Source organism: Pseudomonas sp. FFPRI_1, assembly GCF_055384485.1.
Window position 1 is genome coordinate 1,252,045 of record NZ_AP029168.1, and the last position, 19,552, is coordinate 1,271,596.

15 protein-coding genes and 1 tRNA gene are annotated in these 19,552 nt (G+C 63.8%); 13 read left to right on the plus strand and 3 right to left on the minus strand.

Features of this window, described 5'->3' with window-relative positions:
- Positions 1–57: 57 nt before the first annotated feature.
- The 3 genes from ACZ5BO_RS05585 (at position 58) to ACZ5BO_RS05595 (ending at position 1,701) form a co-directional block, all read left to right on the plus strand.
- Positions 58–133, plus strand: a tRNA-Thr gene (locus tag ACZ5BO_RS05585).
- A 419-nt stretch (positions 134–552) separates the two neighbouring features.
- Positions 553–1,083, plus strand: a complete 531-nt coding sequence (locus tag ACZ5BO_RS05590) for a hypothetical protein (RefSeq protein ID WP_464698657.1) — start codon at positions 553–555, stop codon at positions 1,081–1,083.
- A 321-nt stretch (positions 1,084–1,404) separates the two neighbouring features.
- Positions 1,405–1,701 (plus strand): DUF6388 family protein, encoded by a 297-nt coding sequence (locus ACZ5BO_RS05595; RefSeq protein WP_464698659.1) that lies wholly within the window; start codon positions 1,405–1,407, stop codon positions 1,699–1,701.
- Positions 1,702–1,772: 71 nt separating this feature from the next.
- Here the strand turns inward: ACZ5BO_RS05595 and nadC are convergent, their stop codons facing one another.
- Entirely contained in the window at positions 1,773–2,621 is an 849-nt protein-coding gene (nadC, locus tag ACZ5BO_RS05600) for a carboxylating nicotinate-nucleotide diphosphorylase (protein WP_025130745.1), read from the minus strand.
- 362 nt (positions 2,622–2,983) lie between these two features.
- Between nadC and ACZ5BO_RS05605 the strand changes: the two genes are divergently transcribed.
- From ACZ5BO_RS05605 to ACZ5BO_RS05625, 5 genes are all read left to right on the plus strand, one after another.
- Positions 2,984–5,212: a DUF1631 domain-containing protein gene (locus ACZ5BO_RS05605; protein WP_025130746.1), complete on the plus strand. Its 2,229-nt coding sequence runs from the start codon at positions 2,984–2,986 to the stop codon at positions 5,210–5,212.
- A 64-nt stretch (positions 5,213–5,276) separates the two neighbouring features.
- Entirely contained in the window at positions 5,277–5,837 is a 561-nt protein-coding gene (gene ampD / locus ACZ5BO_RS05610; protein ID WP_464698661.1) for a 1,6-anhydro-N-acetylmuramyl-L-alanine amidase AmpD, read from the plus strand.
- Entirely contained in the window at positions 5,834–6,670 is an 837-nt protein-coding gene (gene ampE, locus ACZ5BO_RS05615) for a regulatory signaling modulator protein AmpE (RefSeq protein WP_464698663.1), read from the plus strand. The genes ampD and ampE overlap by 4 nt, the downstream gene beginning before the upstream one ends.
- A gap of 1,609 nt (positions 6,671–8,279) precedes the next feature.
- Entirely contained in the window at positions 8,280–8,984 is a 705-nt protein-coding gene (locus ACZ5BO_RS05620; RefSeq protein WP_371261348.1) for a methyl-accepting chemotaxis protein, read from the plus strand.
- Positions 8,985–9,182: 198 nt separating this feature from the next.
- Complete coding sequence (locus ACZ5BO_RS05625) at positions 9,183–9,554, plus strand: hypothetical protein (protein WP_025130750.1); 372 nt, start codon at positions 9,183–9,185, stop codon at positions 9,552–9,554.
- On the opposite strand, the gene ACZ5BO_RS05630 is transcribed toward ACZ5BO_RS05625, so the two are convergent.
- Positions 9,540–10,331, minus strand: a complete 792-nt coding sequence (locus tag ACZ5BO_RS05630) for a TatD family hydrolase (protein WP_464698665.1) — start codon at positions 10,329–10,331, stop codon at positions 9,540–9,542. The genes ACZ5BO_RS05625 and ACZ5BO_RS05630 overlap by 15 nt on opposite strands.
- Before the next feature lie 3 nt (positions 10,332–10,334).
- Entirely contained in the window at positions 10,335–11,330 is a 996-nt protein-coding gene (cra, locus tag ACZ5BO_RS05635) for a catabolite repressor/activator (RefSeq protein ID WP_464698667.1), read from the minus strand.
- A gap of 297 nt (positions 11,331–11,627) precedes the next feature.
- Here cra and ptsP point away from each other — a divergent pair, with 297 nt between their 5' ends.
- From ptsP to ACZ5BO_RS05660, 5 genes are all read left to right on the plus strand, one after another.
- Positions 11,628–14,489, plus strand: a complete 2,862-nt coding sequence (gene ptsP, locus ACZ5BO_RS05640) for a phosphoenolpyruvate--protein phosphotransferase (RefSeq protein ID WP_464698669.1) — start codon at positions 11,628–11,630, stop codon at positions 14,487–14,489.
- Entirely contained in the window at positions 14,489–15,430 is a 942-nt protein-coding gene (pfkB, locus tag ACZ5BO_RS05645; protein WP_464698671.1) for a 1-phosphofructokinase, read from the plus strand. The genes ptsP and pfkB overlap by 1 nt, the downstream gene beginning before the upstream one ends.
- Before the next feature lie 11 nt (positions 15,431–15,441).
- A complete protein-coding gene (locus tag ACZ5BO_RS05650; RefSeq protein ID WP_464698673.1) occupies positions 15,442–17,184 on the plus strand; it encodes a PTS fructose-like transporter subunit IIB in 1,743 nt (580 codons plus the stop codon).
- A gap of 258 nt (positions 17,185–17,442) precedes the next feature.
- Positions 17,443–17,736, plus strand: a complete 294-nt coding sequence (locus ACZ5BO_RS05655; RefSeq protein ID WP_464698675.1) for a hypothetical protein — start codon at positions 17,443–17,445, stop codon at positions 17,734–17,736.
- A 104-nt stretch (positions 17,737–17,840) separates the two neighbouring features.
- The gene (locus ACZ5BO_RS05660) at positions 17,841–19,382 is read left to right on the plus strand and encodes an alkaline phosphatase D family protein (protein WP_464698677.1); all 1,542 of its coding nucleotides are present in this window, start codon (positions 17,841–17,843) and stop codon (positions 19,380–19,382) included.
- Positions 19,383–19,552 lie beyond the last annotated feature (170 nt).

Consider the following 19,552-nt stretch of genomic DNA (forward strand, 5'->3'; position numbering starts at 1 on the left):
TGCGCTAAAAGCCTCTCGGTTGCCGGCCCAGGGGACTGGTGCTAGGTTTTAGCCCACGCCGGTGTAGCTCAGTCGGTAGAGCAGCGCACTCGTAACGCGAAGGTCGCAGGTTCGATTCCTGTCACCGGCACCACATTTCAGCTTTGGAGCAGTTTATGGCTGCCTCCACCCTCCCAACAAAACTTGTCAGGCTTTGAGTGAGCGCCATTGAAAGGCAGAGGGCGACGAAGCGCTGGCAGAAGTGTGCTCTGGAAGTTTCAGAGGTCCTCGGTACTACTCAATTGAGCGCTCTTGTAGTTGTTGGTTGAAGCGTGGCTCATTGTTTATGGGGAATTGGCTGTCAGAGAGATTTGTCTCAACGAAAACCTTCCACGTCTGTATTCAGCATCCTGTACTGAGTTTCTGGCGGTTTGCTCGGCGCTATCTGGTTTCGGTTTTTTGTGGCTGGACGAGGTTGGTGCCGGTTGTTCACGCCTGCGCGAGTCATGAGCCGGGTAGTACCAGCCAGGGGCATTGCGCATAATGACGCCCGAAAATCATGGAGTGACCGCGGTGAAGAAGTGGAAGTTGGTTTTGGCCGGCGTAGTGTCGCTGTCCCTTGCAGCCTGTGAGAAAGGGCCCTCTTATGAGTTTGAGGGGGAATATTTTGCCGCTGAAGGCGAAGACTGCACGACACCAACGAATACGAAAGACCTGGAGCAATATTTCTTAAGAATAACCAAGCAGGTACAGGGTGGAAGTGTGTTGTATTCCGCTGAGTTTCCTTCCGCTTCAAAGGCACGGCTGCCTGTTGTCAGCGCGCAAAGCGTTTCACCAAGCGATGATAATGAACTGACTTTCAATTTCTCTGAAACCAAGGCTCCGGAAAGTCGTCCACAGGACCCGACATTAAATATCGTCGTGACTGTCATCCCTAATCAAAGCAAGGAAGGTTATCTATGGCTGACTAAAGCCGGGATCCTCATCGCTAAGGATGGAGAAGTAAAGGAGTTCGATATTCTCGATAATCTGAGAAGGCTTATCGATGTCGGGCAGACAGGAGCTTGCTTGAGAAAAGGAACAGATACGGCTGTGGGTTCCTAGCTCAGGAACCTGGGGAAACACCGGCATGAAATATCGCCACGGCAGTATCTGCGAAATCTCGCTCTCTGAGGGTTCTGCCGGGTTGGCGTTTGCCGATGGCTGGGAAAACCTGCGGTTTTTCTCCAATGGGTGCATCAGGTCATATAAATCGTGGGCCAAAGGTCCTATATTCGGTCCCTGTCTGAGTACCAGCATGCTGTTTTCAGATGATCCAGAATGGTTCTGAAGGCCAGATAAATCGAAGCTCACAACGGTTTTTTGCGGCAGAGAGATCCCAACGATCCAGATCCATCTTCCATTCCCACGATCAGAGAGAACGAGATGATTCCTAAAGAGGCAAGAATCGACGTAGCGCTTGAAAGGTACCTGGCTGCCACGCCTTCCTTGCAAGAAGAAATCAGCGCCCTGAGCCCGGAAGAGCAGAAGCAGCAGGCGCAATGGGCGTTCGAGGACGAGGCGGAGTCCCGCGGCATCGAGCCGTGGGAGTTGGTGCTCGATCTGGTGGCCGAGACACCGGAAGAACTGAAGGCCATGCGCCTGGAGGTGCATCAGGAGGTCGCTGAAGCGCTGGGCATGGACCTTGAGGATTATCTGCAGCTCAACGAAATCGAAGGTTGAGGGCAGTTACAAGGCGCAAGCTTCAAGCTGTATGACACTTGAAGCTTGCGGTTTTAGGCCTGCCGCTGTTTTCAGATGCTCAGGCGCATCGACAGGTCGAGAGCCTTGACGTCCTTGGTCATGGCGCCAATGGAGATGTAGTCCACCCCGGTTTCGGCGATCGGACGCAAGGTGCTTTCGTTGATCCCGCCACTGGCTTCGAGCTTGGCCTTGCCGGCATTCAGGCGCACGGCTTCGCGCATGTCATCCAGGCTCAATTCGTCGAGCATGATGATGTCGGCCCCGGCAGCCAGGGCCTCTTTCAATTCCGCAAGACTTTCCACTTCCACTTCCACGGGCTTGCCCGGGGCGATCTTGTGGGCGGCGCTGACGGCCTGGGCGATGCCGCCACAGGCGGCGATATGGTTTTCCTTGATCAGGAAGGCGTCATACAGGCCGATCCGGTGATTGTGGCAGCCACCGCAGGTGACGGCGTACTTCTGGGCCAGGCGCAGGCCGGGCAGTGTCTTGCGGGTATCGAGCAGCTTGACCTGGGTATCGGCGACAAAGTCGGCCAGGTAACGGGCGCGGGTGGCCACGCCGGACAGCAGCTGCAGGAAGTTCAAGGCGCTGCGTTCGCCGGTGAGCAGCGAGCGGGCCGGGCCTTCGAGGTGGAACAGCACCTGGTTGGGCGCTACCCGCTCTGCGTCGGCCACCTGCCAGTGCACCGCGACCCGGGGATCCAACTGGCGGAATACCGCGTCGACCCAGGCGGTACCGCTGATCACTGCAGCTTCGCGAGTAATGATGGTGGCTTTGGCCAGACGTTCGGCCGGGATCAATTGCGCAGTGATGTCGCCGCTGCCGATGTCTTCGAGCAACGCACGGCGTACGTTGGCTTCGATTTCGGCGGTCAGGTCGGCGAGGCGTAGATTCGGCATAACGGGCTCCACAAACAAGGTGCGCCGATTATAGGGCCATGGGATCAGCGAACCCAAGGTGGCAAATGCCTGGGAGATCTGGGCGAACCTGTCCTTGGTCGTTTTGTCTGATGGGATGCAAAGACTTTTCTTTATTTGTTCAGGGTTATTTCAGGAGGGGCGACAGAGTCTGCTGGCGCAAGAGGGGGCTTTTACAAGATAATATGCCTTGTAATTGACGTCATAGCTTTGACGTATCTTTGGCCCCCCTTGAATGAAGTGCAGTGGCGTGCATCTGCCTCCGCTGAGAGCCGACTGTGAGCGTCGCCGGCTTGACTGAACCTTGATACCGAACCGAAGAAACACCTTTCCAGGAGGCTTGGATGCACAACGACGGGAATGTAGTGCCTTTGCACAAGGCCGCTACAGATCAGGCGACCGCGTCGCCGCTAGCCCGCCTGCCTGTGATTCTGCTTCAGGTTCGTGACAAGGCGGCCCAGCAATTGCGCCACGGCTTGCAGGAGCTGTTCGATAACGCCGACGACACTCTGTTCGAAATGGCCGACCGGGCACAGAACAACGTCGAGCAGAACACCTTGTTCGAAGCCATGCGCGACCTGCGCCTGAAGCGCAAGAGCATCGAGCGCGGCTTCATGGAAGCCTACTTCCAGGCTTTTGCCAGCCTGGTCCAGTACGACCCGGCCCTGGTCATACCCCATGCCGTCGCGTACGACCCCTCCCTTGATCCGTCCAGTGACGACCTGGAAAAGACCGTGGCGGTGGATGCCATGGTGGCCAAGGTGCTCAACCGTGACGGCTTCGTCCTGGGGCAATTGACCGCGCGCCTGGCGGCCTTGCTGGGCAGGCGCCTGCTGGATGCGGAGAACCCCTTGGGGCCAGCGCTGTTGTGTGGGTACTTTCTCCAGGCCGGGCGCAGCCTGGGGGTCGAGATCAAGGTCAAGCTGATCATCCTCAAGCTCTTTGAGCGCTATGTGCTCCGCGAAGCCGAGCAGTTGTATGCCGAAGCCAACCAGTTGCTGATCGCTACCGGGATCCTGCCGGAGCTGATGCCGGCACCGGCGCGACGGGCTACGGACCGGCCCCCGGCTGATGCGCAGGCAGCGCCAGCCGAGGGGGGCTCGGCCAAGCCCGGCCAGTACCCGCTCGATGAGAGCGTGCAGGAAGTGTTCGCGGCCCTGCAGACCTTGCTCCTGCACGTGCGCGGCAGTGTGGCGCCGACCCTGGAAGCCAGTGCCGAAACCCAGCCGATCTCGACCCGCGACCTGATGCGCCTGCTGTCGCACTTGCAGCAATACGTGCCGGCACCCAGTGCCCAGGACGATTTCGACCTGCGCAACCAGCTCGAACAGCTGCTGACCCGGGTCAGCGTCAAGAGCGGCAAGTCCCGAGTGGTAGGGGTGGCCGACGAGGACGTGATCAACCTGATCGCCATGCTCTTCGAGTGCATCCTCGATGACCGCAACCTGCCGGACTCCCTCAAGGCGCTGATCGGGCGTCTGCAGATTCCCATGCTCAAGGTGGCGGTGCTGGACAAGAGCTTCTTCAGCCGCAGCAACCATCCAGCCCGGCGCCTGCTCAATGAAATCGCCGCCGCAGCCCTGGGCTGGGGCGGCTGCGACGACCACCAGCGCGACAGCCTGTACCTGCGCATTGAACAGGTGGTGCAGCGTCTGCTGAGCGAGTTCAGCGACGATCCGGCGATCTTTTCCGAGCTGTTGGCCGACTTTCTCGCCTTCACTGCCGACGAGCGGCGCCGGGCCGAGCTGTTGGAACAGCGCACCCGTGATGCCGAGGAGGGCCGGGCCAAGGCCGAGCTGGCCCGGCGCCGGGTGGAACAGGCATTGAACGACGCACTGTTGGGCAAAGTGCTGCCGCAGAAGGTGGTGGACTTTGTCCGCGATGCCTGGAGCCAGGTCCTGCTGCTCAGTTGCCTCAAGCACGGTGACCAGTCCGTCGAATGGCAGACCGCCGAGCAGACCATGGCCCAATTGATCTGGAGCGTGCAGCGCCACGAGCAGCCGGACACCGCCATGCGCTTGCTGGCACTGGTGCCGGGGCTGCTCAAGGGCCTGCGTGAGGGCCTGAGCAGCGCGGCCTTCGACCCCTTCGCCACCAGCGAGTTTTTCAGCCAGCTGGAGGCCCTGCACCTGCAGGCGTTCGAGCACGAGGCCCTGGCTCCGCAGCAACGCGTGGTGGCCCTGGCGGCCGAGCGCGCAGAGATGATCGTGGTGGCCCAGGAGATCGTCCTGTCATCTGCCGAAGAAGGGCCGCTGGAGGCGGCGCCCCTGGCCCTGCCGGCGAACGACCCCAGTGTGCTGCTGGTCGATCAGTTGCGATTGGGCGCCTGGGTCGAGTTCCAGGAAGACGAAGACAACACCCTGCGCTGCAAGCTGGCGGCGATCGTTGCTCATCCGGTGGCCAAGTACGTGTTCGTCAACCGTACCGGGATGAAGGTGCTGGAACGCACGCGGATGGGCCTGGCCCTGGAGTTTCACCGCGGCGCCGTGCGTGCCCTGGACGATCGATTGCTGTTCGACCGGGCTCTGGAGTCGGTGATCGGCAACCTGCAACGGCTCAATCACGGCAAGTGATCGCAACCTGAGGGGGTAACGCGGCATACTGGGTCACTCAAGGCTTTCAGTTGAAGGAATCGGTATGCGGCTGGACCCTGCCACGGGGTGGTGTCATGGCGTAAGGCACTGCCCGTCACCCAATTTCAATCAACGCCCGGCACACGAGATCTCGCTGCTGGTGATCCATAACATCAGCCTGCCGCCGGGGCAGTTTGGCACCGGCAAGGTGCAGGAATTCTTCCAGAATCGCCTTGATGTCACCGAGCATCCCTATTTTGCCGGGATCGCCGACTTGCGCGTGTCTGCGCATTTCCTGATCGAGCGTGACGGTGTGGTCACCCAGTTTGTTTCCTGTCTGGACCGGGCCTGGCATGCCGGGGTATCGAGCTTCGAGGGGCGCGAGACCTGCAATGACTTTTCCCTGGGTATCGAACTGGAAGGCACCGACGAGTTGCCCTTCACCGACGCCCAGTATCGATCCTTGAGTGCCTTGACCGAGCAATTGCAGGCAGTTTTCTGCGCCATCACGCCACAACGGATTTGTGGTCACAGCGACATCGCACCCGGGCGCAAGACCGACCCGGGCCAGGCTTTCGACTGGGCACGCTATCGTGCCGCCTTGGAGAAGGGGGAAGGACAATGAGTTTTCTGGTGTTGCTGCTGGCGGTGTGGATCGAGAAGTTCTCGGCCTTGCGCCAGCGGGTGCAGCGCGACGGCGCCTGGCTGGGGCAACTGGCACGCCTGGAGTCGAACCCGCGCATGGCTGGCCACCCCTGGTGGGTGCTGATGCTGCTGGTGTTGCTGCCAGTGGCCTTGCTGGGAGGGCTGCTGTTGCTGCTGGAGCCGCTGGCCTATGGCTTGCTGGCCTGGCCGGTGCACCTTTTGGTGGTGATCTATGCCCTGGGCCGAGGTGACCTGCTGGGCGGCCTGGGGCCGTTTCGCGATGCCTGGCGACGCGAGGATCTGCAAGCCGCGGCCCATGTCGCCAAGCGTGACCTGGACATCTGCGCCGACAGCGGCGAGCAGTTGCTGGAAGGCGTCCAGAGCCACCTGCTGTGGCAGGCCTACCAGAGCTTCTTTGCGGTGATCTTCTGGTACTTCCTGCTGGGGCCGGTGGCGGCCCTGAGCTATCGCCTGCTGGCCCTGGCTGCCGAACACAGCAAGCAGCCGGCCCTGGTGGAACGTGCCGCGCAACTGCGTCACGCCTTCGACTGGCTGCCGGTACGCCTGCTGGCGGCAAGCTTCGCCCTGGTGGGTAACTTCGTGGCGGTCAGCCGGGTGATGCTCCATGAGCTGCTCAACTGGCACATCAGTGCGGCGCAACTGGTGGAAAAGGTCGGGCGGGTGGCCGGTGAAATTCCGCCGCCGGTGGCGGGGCCCGAAGGCATCAACAGCCTGGATCGCATCTGGGAATTGCTTTTACGGGCCGCAGTGCTCTGGTATGCCGGGTTTGCCCTGTGGACCGTTCTGGCCTGAGGCGACAACCAAACCTGCTCCCTCGGGGCTGCCCAGCGGCCCCAACCCGACAGCCCGGCGCAGGAGTTGCGATGGCGGCGTCGCCGAACGGGGGCAAGCGCCCTCGCCACATGGGTCTTGTGCCATCCACTGAAGAAGCGCCTCTGCGGGGCGCTCTTTAGCGGTTAACTTTAAGTTACAAAGCCTCCCCCAAAATTGAGCTATACAGACGAAGCGCCGAATAGTGGCTTTGTGCTGCCTTCGTCTGCCTGCCAATAACAATAAAGAAAAGGGAGACTTCTTTGTGAAGAGCTTGCTCTATCCCGCTGTCGCGCTGATGAACCGCCTGAGCTTCGGCATGAAGTTCAGCCTGATCAGCGTGCTGTTCTTTCTACCCATGCTGGTGACCAACTTCTATCTGGTACGCGACTCCTATCGCGAGTTCCAGGGCACCCGGGTCGAGCTGCAGAGCCTCGACCTGCTGGGTAGCAGCCTGGCCTTGCGCCGGGACCTGGAGACCCTCAACAACCTGGTGCAGATCAACGCCAGCCTCGGCCAGTCCGGCAAGGCCGGGGACCTGGAAGGCAAGATCGTCGCCCTGGAAGCGTCGGTGCTGGAGCGCTTGCAGGCCATGCAGGCGGTGACCGTGGATCCCCAACAGGTGGAAGCGTTCAACGCCAAGCGCGATGAGTTGATCGCCGCCTTCAAGATCCAGCAGGTGGAAAGCTCGCTGCTGAACAAGAGCGGGCTGATCGGCAAGCTGCTGGGCAGCGCCCAATTGTTCAGCCAGATCATCGCCAGCCAGTCGGGCCTGAGCCGCGATGGCCAGGGTGATATCCGCCAGCTCAGCGAGTTGATCACCAGCGTCACTCCGCAGGTCACCCAGACCCTGGGCGAAGGCCGGGCCATGGGCGCCTACTCCCTGGGTCAGGGATTTCTCAACTCATCCTCCAGCACCCGCTTTGACGAACTGCTGGTGCAGATCGAAAAGCTGCAGGCCGAATACGGACTCAAGCTCCAGGATGCCCTGGGCTCCAGCCGTGCAGCCCACGATGCCCTGGACGGCCAGGCCGTCAGCAGCAAGGGCAGCCTCAAGCAGGCCAGTGAACTGTTCGAGGAGCAGGTGGTGATGGCCGACACCCTGGACGCCCCCTGGCAAGGGTTCTACGACCAGGTCAGCGGCCTGATGGCGCAAACCTACCAGCTCAACGAAGCCACCTTGAAGTTTCTCGATGTCGAGTTGCAAACGCGCCTGGAGCAGAACCGCCGGCACATGGTGCTGCTGGTGGCGGCCCTGGCCCTGGTGTTCTTGTCGATCGTCTACCTGTATGGCGGTTTCTACGCCTCGACCCGCACCACCCTGCGCCGTCTCGGCGCGATGATGGACAAGGTGGCAGCGGGGGACATGACCGTCACCTTCACCGCCCACAGCCGTGATGAGTTGGGTGAGCTGGGGAGCGTGTTCAATGGCACGGTGCTGAAGATCCACGACCTGATCGAGCGAGTCGGCCAGACCGTCAGCGAGGTCGAGCGCCAGGCCGGGCAGGTGGAAAACGTCTCGGCCCAGAGCAACCAGGCGGTGGCCGGCCAGCGCAGCCAGATCGAGCAGGTGGCCACGGCGATGAACCAGATGTCCGCCACCTCCCAGGAAGTGGCCCGCAGTGCTGCCGCAGCGGTCAGCAGTGCCCACAGCGTCAATGATGAGACCATCAGCGGCCGCGGGCTGGTGGAGTCCCAGCAGGGCAGCATCGCCCGGTTGGCCAGCGAGATCGACCAGTCGGTGCTGGTGATCAACCAGTTGGCCGATGACAGCCAGTCCATCAGCCGGGTGCTGGAGGTGATCAAGAGCATCGCCGAGCAGACCAACTTGCTGGCGCTCAACGCCGCCATTGAGGCGGCCCGGGCCGGGGAGCAGGGGCGGGGCTTTGCGGTGGTGGCCGATGAGGTGCGGACCCTGGCCAAGCGCACTCAGCAGTCCACCGAGGAAATCGAGCAGATGATCGGCAAGCTCCACGGCGGCGTCAGCGCGGCGGTCAAGGCCATGGGTAGCAGCCACGCCATGGCCAATGGCACGGTTGGGCAGTCGGAAAAGGTCCAGCAGGCCCTGGAAAACATCCTTGGCGCCGTCGGCATGATCGTCGACCAGAACCAGCAGATTGCCGCGGCGGTGGAGCAGCAGACCGCAGTGGCCCACGATATCGACCAGAACATCGTCGAGATCAACCGGGCCGGTGAACGCACTGCCGAGGGCGCGCACCAGACCGAGGATGCCAGCCGCCAACTGTCGGCCCAGGTGGTGCAGCTCAAGCAATTGATCGGTGCCTTCCGGGTCTGATCAAGCCAGGACGGCAGGTCGGCAAAGCCCCTGACCCATCGGGGGCTGCGTTGTCTTGCACACAATCGGTAGTCAATAAGTGCTTTGTTTACAGCGAGTTTCCTGTTTTCCTGCGCGTCTGTTTTTGCAGCCCCGTTAATCCCGGAGGCTGTTCGACCCGTCGGCCATGCCCCAGCATGGCCCCGAGGAAATTTGCTGATGACTGTCACCTCTGGAGTCCAGGGCCGCTGCGCCCATTGCCAGACCCTTCTGGACCTCGAACCCTGGCAACTCAATGCCATGGCCATGCAGGAACACTTCAACTGCAAGCATTGCCAGCGCCCCCTGAAGCTCAGCTGCCCGGAGCAGATCAGGCGCTTCAAGGCCCTGGGGTCGCTCGCCACCGTGCGTGCGACGATGATCGTGCTGTGTGCCACGGTGCTGTTGGTGACCCTGGTGCTGGAGTGGGTCGGGTTGGTGAGCCTGGCCCAGCAATTGAGCATTTCGGCACTGATGCTGGCGAGCTACTTGCTGGTCATGGGGATTGCCCGCCGCCGGCTGCGTCGGCCGTTGCTGCTACAGGTCGCCTGACGACCAGCCGAACAGCTCGCAGGCGTTGCGGGTACTGGCGCTGGCCAGTTGCTCGGGAGCGATACCGATGATTTCGGCCAGGGCGGCGCAAATCGCCGGCAGGTGCTGGGGGCTGTTGCGCTGGTTGGGGAACATGGCAGGCGCCATGTCCGGCGAGTCGGTTTCCAGCACCAGGGATTCCAGGGGCAGGTCGGCAAGCACCTTGCGCAGCCGCAGGGCCTGAGGCCAGGTGGCAGCCCCGCCCAGGCCCAGCTTGAACCCCAGCTTGAGGTACTCCCGGGCCTCCTCGCGGCTGCCGGCGAAGGCATGGATGATGCCGCCACGCCGGGGCTTGAAGCGCTTCAAGGTGGCGATCACCGCCGCGTGGCTGCGTCTTACATGGAGCAGGGCGGGCAACTGGAAATCCACTGCCAGCTGCAATTGGGCTTCAAACAGCGCTTGCTGGCGCGGGCGGTCCAGGTGCTCGAGAAAATAGTCCAGGCCGATCTCGCCCACTGCACAGAGCTGTGGATGGCCGGCCAGCCGCGTCAGCCAGTCGCCCAATACCTTGAGATCGGCAGGCTGATGATCGTCGAGGTAGACCGGGTGCAGGCCAAAGGCTGCGTACAACTGCGCATCGCTCTGCACCAGGTCCCAGACCCGCTGCCAATTGGCCTCATAGACCCCCAGCACCACCATTCGCTTGACCCCGCGGGCGCGGCTATCACTCAGCAGCGCCTCGCGGTCGGCATCGAAATCCGCAAAATCCAGATGGGTGTGCGTGTCGATCAGCTCCACGGCTCAGCCCTGCTGGATGCGCTGTTTGAAGGTCCGAGGAATGGCCTGTACGCCAGGCTGGTAATGGGACTCCTCAATGGCCGCCAGGGCCAGTTGCAGGGCCTTTTCGGCGATCAGTTGATGCTGCTGGGCCATGGCGTTGACCGGCAGCGGCAGGAAATCCAGCAACTGGGTATCGCCAAAGGTGCCCAGGCGCAGTGGCCGGGACTTCAGCGGGAAGTCGTGGAGCGCGTCGAACACCCCTTGCAGCAGCACATAGGAGGTGGTCACCAGGGCGTCCGGCAGATGGCCCAGGCGCTGCAGCAACTCTTCCATGAGTTGCCGGCCGCAGTCGCGGCTGAAGGCATCACCCTGTTCGATCAGCACATCACCGCTGAAACCTTGCAAGGCCTGGCGGAACCCCGCGGCCCGTTCCTGGCTGATGCTCAGTTCCGGGCGGGCGCCAATCAGCGCGATCTGCCTGGGCTGCGGTTGCAGCAGGCTCTGGGTCAGGTGCAGGCTGGCCTGCAGGTCATCGCTGATTACCGAGCAGAACAGCTCGGGCGGCATCACCCGGTCGATGGCGATGATCGGCAGCCCCTGTGCCTGCAGCTGTCGATAGCTGTCATCTTCGGCTGGCAGGCAACTGGCGACGAACAACGCATCGCAGCGCCGGGCACGGAACAGCTGGAGCAATTGTCGCTCGCTGTCCGGGGCGTCGTCGGAGCTGGCGATCAGCAACTGATATCCCCGGGCCCGGGCACCTTGTTCCAGCAGTTTGGCGATGCGCGCGTAGCTGGGGTTCTCCAGGTCAGGGAGAATGAAGCCCAGGGTACGGGTGTGCCGGCTGCGCAAGCCGGCGGCCTGGGGATTGGGCGTGAAGCCATGCTCCTCGACCACCGCCCGCACCCGTTCCACGGTGGCGTTGCTGATGCGTTGTTGTTCGGCCTTGCCGTTGATGACGTAACTGGCGGTGGTGACGGACACACCAGCCAGGCGAGCGATATCACTGAGTTTCAACCCGGGATTTCCTTGTTATTGATGCTTGCCCCGACATTTTCGCCAATCCTACCCGATCTGGGCAGGCGACCATTGTCGGAATCTGCAAACGACCGGAAGGGCTTCAAGGATGGAAGATTATCGAGTAACGTGCCAAACATTCTAGATTAAACGTTTCAGCAGGCGTATTTTCTGGACTTGAAGACAAGCGCCGATCTGCCCCTGCCGGGCATTGGGTCCCGTTTGTGGCGTTTAAGACGCCTAGGCTGACTATTTAAAACAATACCTAGCGCCGCCCCGCGCTAAATAGGAGAACGCATGCTCGAGCTCACTGTAGAGCAGATATCCATGGGCCAATCGGCTGTGGACAAATCTGCGGCGCTGCATTTGCTGGCCGACAGGCTGGTGGCGGACGGCCTGGTGGCCGAGGGTTACCTGGCCGGCCTCCAGGCTCGCGAAGCCCAGGGCTCGACCTTTCTCGGGCAAGGTATTGCCATCCCCCATGGCACCCCGGAAACCCGCGACCAAGTGTTCGCCACCGGTGTGCGCCTGCTGCAGTTCCCGGACGGCGTGGATTGGGGCGACGGCCAGATCGTCTACCTGGCCATTGGCATTGCCGCCAAGTCCGACGAGCACCTGCGCCTCCTGCAATTGCTGACCCGGGCCCTGGGTGAGACCGACCTGGGTCAGGCTCTGCGTCGCGCCAGCTCTCCCGAGGCCTTGTTGAAACTGCTGCAGGGGGCGCCCCAGGAACTGGCGCTGGATGCTCAGATGATCAGCCTCGGGGTGGCCGCGGAAGATTTCGAAGAGCTGGTATGGCGTGGTGCGCGCCTGCTGCGCCAGGCCGAATGCGTGAGCAACGGTTTTGCCGCGGTGCTGCAACAGGTGGAGGCCCTGCCCCTGGGGGATGGCCTGTGGTGGCTGCACAGCGAGCAGACCGTGCTGCGCCCCGGGCTGGCCTTCGTCACCCCGGACAAACCCTTGCGTTACCTGGGCCAGCCGCTGAACGGGCTGTTCTGCCTGGCCAGCCTGGGGGAAGCCCACCAGGCCCTGCTGGAGCGCCTGTGCGCACTGCTGATCGAAGGCCGTGGCCATGAACTGGGTCGCGCCACCAGCAGCCGCGCGGTGCTGCAAGTGCTCGGTGGTGAAGCGCCGGCGGACTGGCCCAGCGCGCGCATCGCCCTGGCCAACGCCCACGGCCTGCATGCCCGGCCGGCCAAGGTACTGGCGCAGTTGGCGAAGCAATTTGACGGTGAGATCCGCATTCGCCTCGCCGAGGGCAAGGAGTCTGCGGTTTCGGTAAAAAGCCTGAGCAAGCTGCTGAGCCTCGGTGCCCGGCGCGGTCAGGTGCTGGAGCTGATCGCTGAACCGAGCATCGCCGCCGACGCTTTGCCCGCGTTGCTGGCCGCTATCGAGGAAGGCCTGGGCGAGGAAGTCGAGCCCTTGCCGGCTGTCAGTGCCCCTCGGGAGGAGCCGCAAGCAGTCGTCGAGCCGATCAGCGCCCCGGCTTCCGGCAGCCTGATCCAGGCCATCGCCGCTGCCCCCGGCATCGCCATCGGCCCGGCCCATGTCCAGGTTCAGCAAACCATCGATTACCCACTGCGCGGCGAGTCCACCGCCATCGAGCGCCAGCGCTTGCAGCAGGCCCTGGCCGAGGTGCGCGAGGACATCCAGGGGCTGATCCAGCGCAGCCAGGCCAAGGCCATCCGCGAGATCTTCATCACCCACCAGGAAATGCTCGACGACCCCGAGCTGAGCGACGAAGTGGACACCCGCCTCAAACAGGGCGAAAGCGCCGAAGCGGCCTGGATGACCGTGATCGAGGCCGCGGCCAAACAACAGGAAGCCCTGCAGGACGCCTTGCTCGCCGAGCGCGCCGCCGACCTGCGGGACATCGGCCGCCGGCTGCTGGCCCAACTCTGTGGCGTCGAAACCCCGGCTGAACCGGAGCAGCCCTACATCCTGGTAATGGACGAAGTCGGCCCTTCGGATGTGGCGCGCCTGGACCCGCACCGCGTGGCCGGGATTCTCACCGCTCGCGGCGGTGCCACCGCCCACAGCGCTATCGTTGCCCGGGCCCTGGGCATTCCGGCCCTGGTGGGCGCCGGCGCCTCGGTGCTGCTGATCCAGCCCGGCACACCGCTGCTGTTGGATGGCCAGCGTGGCCGCCTGCACGTCGACGCTGACCTGGCGACCCTGCAGCGCGCCACGCAAGAGCGCGACAGCCGCGAACAACGCCTCAAGGCCGCCGCCGAGCTGCGCCATCAACCGGCCCACACCACGGATGGCCACGGGGTCGAGGTGTTTGCCAATATCGGCGAAAGCGCCGGCGTCGTCGCCGCCGTGGAAAACGGCGCCGAAGGCATCGGCCTGCTGCGCACCGAACTGATTTTCATGGCCCATCCCCAGGCGCCGGACGAAGCCACCCAGGAAGCCGAATACCGCCGTGTGCTCGACGGCCTCGCCGGGCGTCCGCTGGTGGTGCGCACCCTGGATGTGGGCGGCGACAAACCGCTGCCTTACTGGCCGATCGCCAAGGAGGAAAACCCCTTCCTCGGCGTGCGCGGCATCCGCCTGACCCTGCAACGGCCGCTGATCATGGAAGCGCAGTTGCGTGCCCTGTTGCGCTCGGCGGACAACCGCCCGCTGCGCATCATGTTCCCCATGGTCGGCAGCGTCGAAGAGTGGCGCCAGGCCCGGGACATGACCGAGCGCTTGCGCCGGGAAATCCCCGTGGCCGACCTGCAGCTGGGGATCATGATCGAAGTGCCGTCCGCCGCCCTGCTGGCGCCGGTGCTGGCCAAGGAAGTGGACTTCTTCAGCGTTGGCACTAACGACCTGACCCAATACACCCTGGCCATCGACCGTGGCCACCCGACCCTTTCCGCCCAGGCCGACGGCCTGCACCCGGCGGTGCTGCAACTGATCGACATCACCGTGCGCGCCGCCCATGCCCATGGCAAATGGGTCGGCGTGTGCGGCGAGCTGGCGGCCGACCCGCTGGCGGTGCCGGTGCTGGTGGGCCTGGGGGTGGATGAACTGAGCGTCTCCGGCCGCAGCATTGCCGAGGTCAAGGCGCGGATCCGCGAACTCAGCCTGGGCCAGGCCCAGACCCTGGCTCAACAGGCCCTGGCCGTCGGCAGCGCTCACGAAGTGCGTGCCCTTGTGGAGGCCATGTAATGGCGAAGATTCTCACCCTGACCCTCAATCCGGCCCTGGACCTCACCGTCCCGCTGGCCCATCTGGAAGTGGGGCAGGTCAACCGCAGCGAGGCCATGCACAGCCACGCCGCCGGTAAGGGCGTGAACGTGGCCCAGGTGCTGGCTGACCTAGGCCATCAACTGACCGTCAGCGGCTTTCTCGGCGCCGACAATCCCCAGGCGTTCGAGGCCTTGTTCGCCAGCCGCGGGTTTGTCGATGCCTTTATCCGCGTGCCCGGCGACACCCGCAGCAACATCAAGCTGGCCGAAAGCGACGGCCGCATTACCGATATCAACGGCCCCGGGCCCCAGGTCAGTGAAGCCGCGCAACAGGCCCTGCTCGAGCGCCTGGAGCAGATCGCACCCGGGCATGACGCGGTGGTGGTGGCCGGCAGCCTGCCGCGTGGGGTCAGCCCCGAATGGTTCCAGGCCCTGCTGCTGCGCTTGAAAGCCCTGGGCCTGAAAGTCGCCCTCGACACCAGCGGCGCCGCCTTGCGTGCCGGCCTGGCGGCGGGCCCCTGGCTGGTCAAGCCCAACACTGAAGAGTTGGCGCAGGCCCTGGGCAGCCCGGTGGTTTCAGTGGCCGGGCAGGCCGAAGCCGCGCGCCAGTTGCACGCCCAGGGCGTGGAGCACGTGGTGGTGTCTCACGGCGCCGAAGGGGTCAACTGGTTCAGCGCCGCGCCATCCCTGCAGGCCCTGCCGCCCAGGGTCAGCGTGGTCAGCACCGTGGGCGCCGGCGACTCGTTGCTGGCGGGCATGCTCCACGGCCTGCTCAGTGCCCAGCCTTTCGAGCAGACCCTGCGCACCGCCACGGCGATTGCCGCCCTGGCCGTGACCCAGATCGGTTTCGGCATCAGCGACAGGGCGCAACTGGCCCGGCTGGAGCAGGGGGTGCGCGTGCACCCCCTCATAGAACAATAAGAGGGTTGCCCATGAAGTTAGCCATAGTTACCGCCTGCCCCAACGGCATGGTCACCAGCGTGCTCTGCGCCCGCCTGCTGGACGCCGCGGCCCAGCGCCAGGGCTGGAGCACCAGCGTTGAAGTACATGATGCGGCGCACCCTGAGCGGCAATTGTCGGCGGCCACCATCGAGGCTGCCGAGTGGGTGCTGGTGGTCAGCACCGGGCCGCTGGATCTGTCGCGTTTTGTCGGCAAGCGGGTGTATCGCAGCACGCCGTCCCAGGCCCTGCAGGATGTCGATGCGGTGCTACGGCGCGGCGCCGAAGAAGCCCAGGTATATGCCGCGGCCGAGGCCAGTGCCGAGCCCGTGGTCGAGACCGGCAAGCGCGCCCCGCGGCTGGTGGCGATCACCGCCTGCCCGACCGGCGTGGCCCACACCTTCATGGCCGCCGAGGCCTTGCAGCAAACCGCCAAGCGCCTGGGCTACGACCTGCAAGTGGAAACCCAGGGCTCGGTGGGGGCGCGCAATCCCCTGAGCCCCGAGGCCATTGCCGAGGCCGATGTGGTGCTGCTGGCGGCGGACATTGAAGTGCCCACTGAGCGGTTTGCCGGCAAGCGCATTTATCGCTGCGGCACCGGCGTGGCCCTGAAACAGTCCGAAGCGACCCTGAACAAGGCCCTGGCCGAGGGCCAGCTGGAGTCCACCGCCACCGGCGCCCAGCCCCCGGTCAAGCAGGACAAGACCGGGGTCTACAAGCACCTTCTGACCGGCGTGTCGTTCATGCTGCCGATGGTGGTGGCGGGCGGCCTGATGATTGCCCTGTCTTTTGTCTTCGGCATCACCGCGTTCAAGGAGCAGGGCACCCTGGCCGCGGCGCTGATGCAGATCGGTGGCGAAACCGCCTTCAAGTTGATGGTGCCGTTGTTGGCCGGCTACATCGCCTATTCCATCGCCGACCGTCCGGGGCTGGCGCCAGGGATGATTGGCGGCATGCTCGCCAGCACCCTGGGCGCGGGTTTTATCGGCGGCATCGTCGCCGGTTTCCTGGCGGGCTATGCGGCCAAGGCCATCAACAAATATGCGCGCTTGCCACAGAGTCTGGAGGCACTGAAACCGATCCTGATCATCCCGCTGCTGGCCAGCCTGTTCACCGGGCTGGTGATGATCTACGTGGTGGGCAAGCCGGTGGCGGGCATGCTCGAAGCCCTGACCCACTTCCTCGACAGTATGGGCACCACCAACGCCATCCTCCTGGGGGTACTGCTGGGCGGGATGATGTGCGTCGACCTGGGCGGGCCGATCAACAAGGCCGCCTACGCGTTCTCGGTGGGGCTGCTGGCCTCCCAGAGCTATGCACCGATGGCCGCCACCATGGCCGCCGGCATGGTGCCGCCCATTGGCCTGGGCATCGCCACCTTTATTGCCCGGCGCAAATTTGCCCAGACTGAACGCGAAGCCGGCAAGGCCGCCCTGGTATTGGGCCTGTGTTTTATCTCCGAAGGCGCGATCCCATTCGCTGCCAAAGACCCACTGCGGGTGATCCCGGCGAGCATTGCCGGCGGCGCCCTGACTGGCGCCCTGTCGATGTACTTCGGCTGCAAACTGATGGCGCCCCACGGCGGCCTGTTCGTCATGCTGATCCCCAATGCCATCAACCATGCGCTGCTGTACCTGCTGGCGATTATTGCCGGCAGCCTGCTGACCGCCGTGGTGTATGCACTGGTAAAACGGCCTGAAACGGCGGAACTGGCCCTGCAACCCGCCGCCTCGTAGGAGCCGGCTTGCCGGCGAAGAGGCCCTCAAGCCTTGCGCCGTTCTGGCCGACGCCTTCGCTGGCAAGCCAGCTCCTACGGAGCAGGCGGCAGCACCGCAGCCCTGTAGGAGCCGGCTTGCCGGCGAATAGGCCCTAAGCCTTGCGCTGTTCTGGCCGACGCCTTCGCTGGCAAGCCAGCTCCTACGGAGAAGGCGGCAGCACCGCAGCCCTGTAGGAGCCGGCTTGCCGGCGAATAGGTCCTTAAGCCTTGCGCTGTTTTGGCCGACGCCTTCGCTGGCAAGCCAGCTCCTACGGAGGAGGGCCAGCACCCCACCGCCGCTGGCCCCGCGGGCAGCGACTCGCTCTACACCGTCCGCCCTGGCATCAGCGCCGAGAAAGCCTTGCTCCACGTTTCCATGCTGCTCAAAGCTGCCGAGGAGGTGTCCGACGAGATCACCGAACACGCCAGCGGCATCGAGCGCGGGCTGATCTGGTCGCTGGTGCATTCGGTGGAAATGGCCCGTGGTGTGGTGGATGTCTTGCTCGACGGTCATCGTCACGCTCCCGGTTGAGCAAGTAGCTGGCCACTACGCCACCGAGTTCGCCAGCGGCCTGTCACACCCCCTTCATCCCCGCTGTCTAAGGTGGGCTTTTTGACCATTGTCAGGGAGTCACCATGAGCGAGTTCAACCTCGGCCGTCGTCGGATCATGCAAATCGCCGGGGCGGGGCTGTTGATGCCGAGCCTCGCGCCGGCGGTGATCGCTTCGGTCAAGGATCGGCCGCAGCTCACCGATGGGGTGCAGTCCGGGGATCTGCTGGGAGATCGGGCGATGATCTGGAGTCGCAGTGACCGTCCGGCGCGGATGGTGGTGGAGTGGGACACCCGCAGCGTGTTCAGCAACCCCCGGCGTTCTGTTTCGCCCCTGGCCGATGCCCGCACCGACTTCACCGCGCGGGTCGAGTTGACCGGGCTGCCGGCCAACCAGGCGATCTTCTATCGGGTGACCTTCGAGGATGCGCAGTCCGGTGTGGCCAGTGAGCCTTGGTTCGGCCATTTGCGCAGTGCGCCGTCGCAACGCCGGGACATTCGTTTTGTCTGGAGCGGCGACACGGTGGGCCAGGGTTTCGGCATCAATCCTGATATCGGCGGGATGCGCATCTATGAGGCGATGCGCCTGCGTCTGCCGGACTTTTTCATCCACAGCGGCGACACCATCTACGCCGACGGCCCGGTGCCGGCGCAGTTGACCGTGGAAGACGGGCGCATCTGGCGCAACCTCACCACCGAGGCCAAGAGCAAGGTGGCCGAGACCCTCGATGAATACCGGGGCAACTACCGCTACAACCTGATGGACGAGAACCTGCGCCGTTTCAATGCCCAGGTGCCGCAGATCTGGCAGTGGGACGACCACGAGGTGGTCAACAACTGGTCGCCGAGCAAGCAGCTGGACGAGCGCTACGTGGTCAAGGACATCCAGACCTTGGTGGGCCGCGCGCGCCAGGCGTGGCTGGAGTATTCGCCGATGCGCCGGCAGAGCGCCGATGGCGGCGGGCGCATCTATCGCAAGCTCAGTTATGGGCCGTTGCTGGATGTGTTCGTGCTGGACATGCGCAGCTATCGCGGGCCCAACGATGACAACCTGGGTGGCGAGAAACCCTTCCTCGGTCGTGAACAGTTGGATTGGCTCAAGCGTGAGCTCAAGGATTCTTCAGCCCAGTGGAAGGTGGTGGCCGCCGACATGCCCATTGGCCTGGGTGTACCCGACGGTGAGGTCAGCCCTGGCGTGCCGCGTTGGGAGGCGATTGCCAATGGCGATCCGGGCCCGGCCCAGGGGCGCGAGCTGGAGATTGCCGAGCTGCTGGCGTATTTGCGCAAGCATCGGGTGCGCAACCATGTGTGGCTGACGGCGGATGTGCATTACTGCGCCGCTCACCATTACCACCCGGATCGGGCGGCGTTTCAGGATTTCGAGCCGTTCTGGGAGTTTGTCGCCGGCCCCTTGAATGCCGGGAGCTTCGGGCCCAATGCACTGGACAAGACCTTCGGCCCCGAGGTGGTGTTCCAGAAGGCGCCGCCAACTCAGAACGCCTCGCCCTTCGCCGGCTTCCAGTTCTTCGGTGAGGTGCAGATCGATGGGCAGACGGCCGAGTTGAAGGTGATCCTGCGGGACCTGGATGGGGTGTCTGTGTACGAGCACAATCTGCAGCCGGTGTAACCCTTGCCGGCGAAGAGGGCCTTGAGTCTTGCGCCGTACTGGCGGGTGCCTTCGCTGGCAAGCCAGCTCCTACGGGGGGGCGATATGAGTGGTGTAGGAGCCGGCTTGCCGGCGAAGAGGACCTTGAGCCTTGCGCCGTGCTGGCGGGCGCCTTCGCTGGCAAGCCAGCT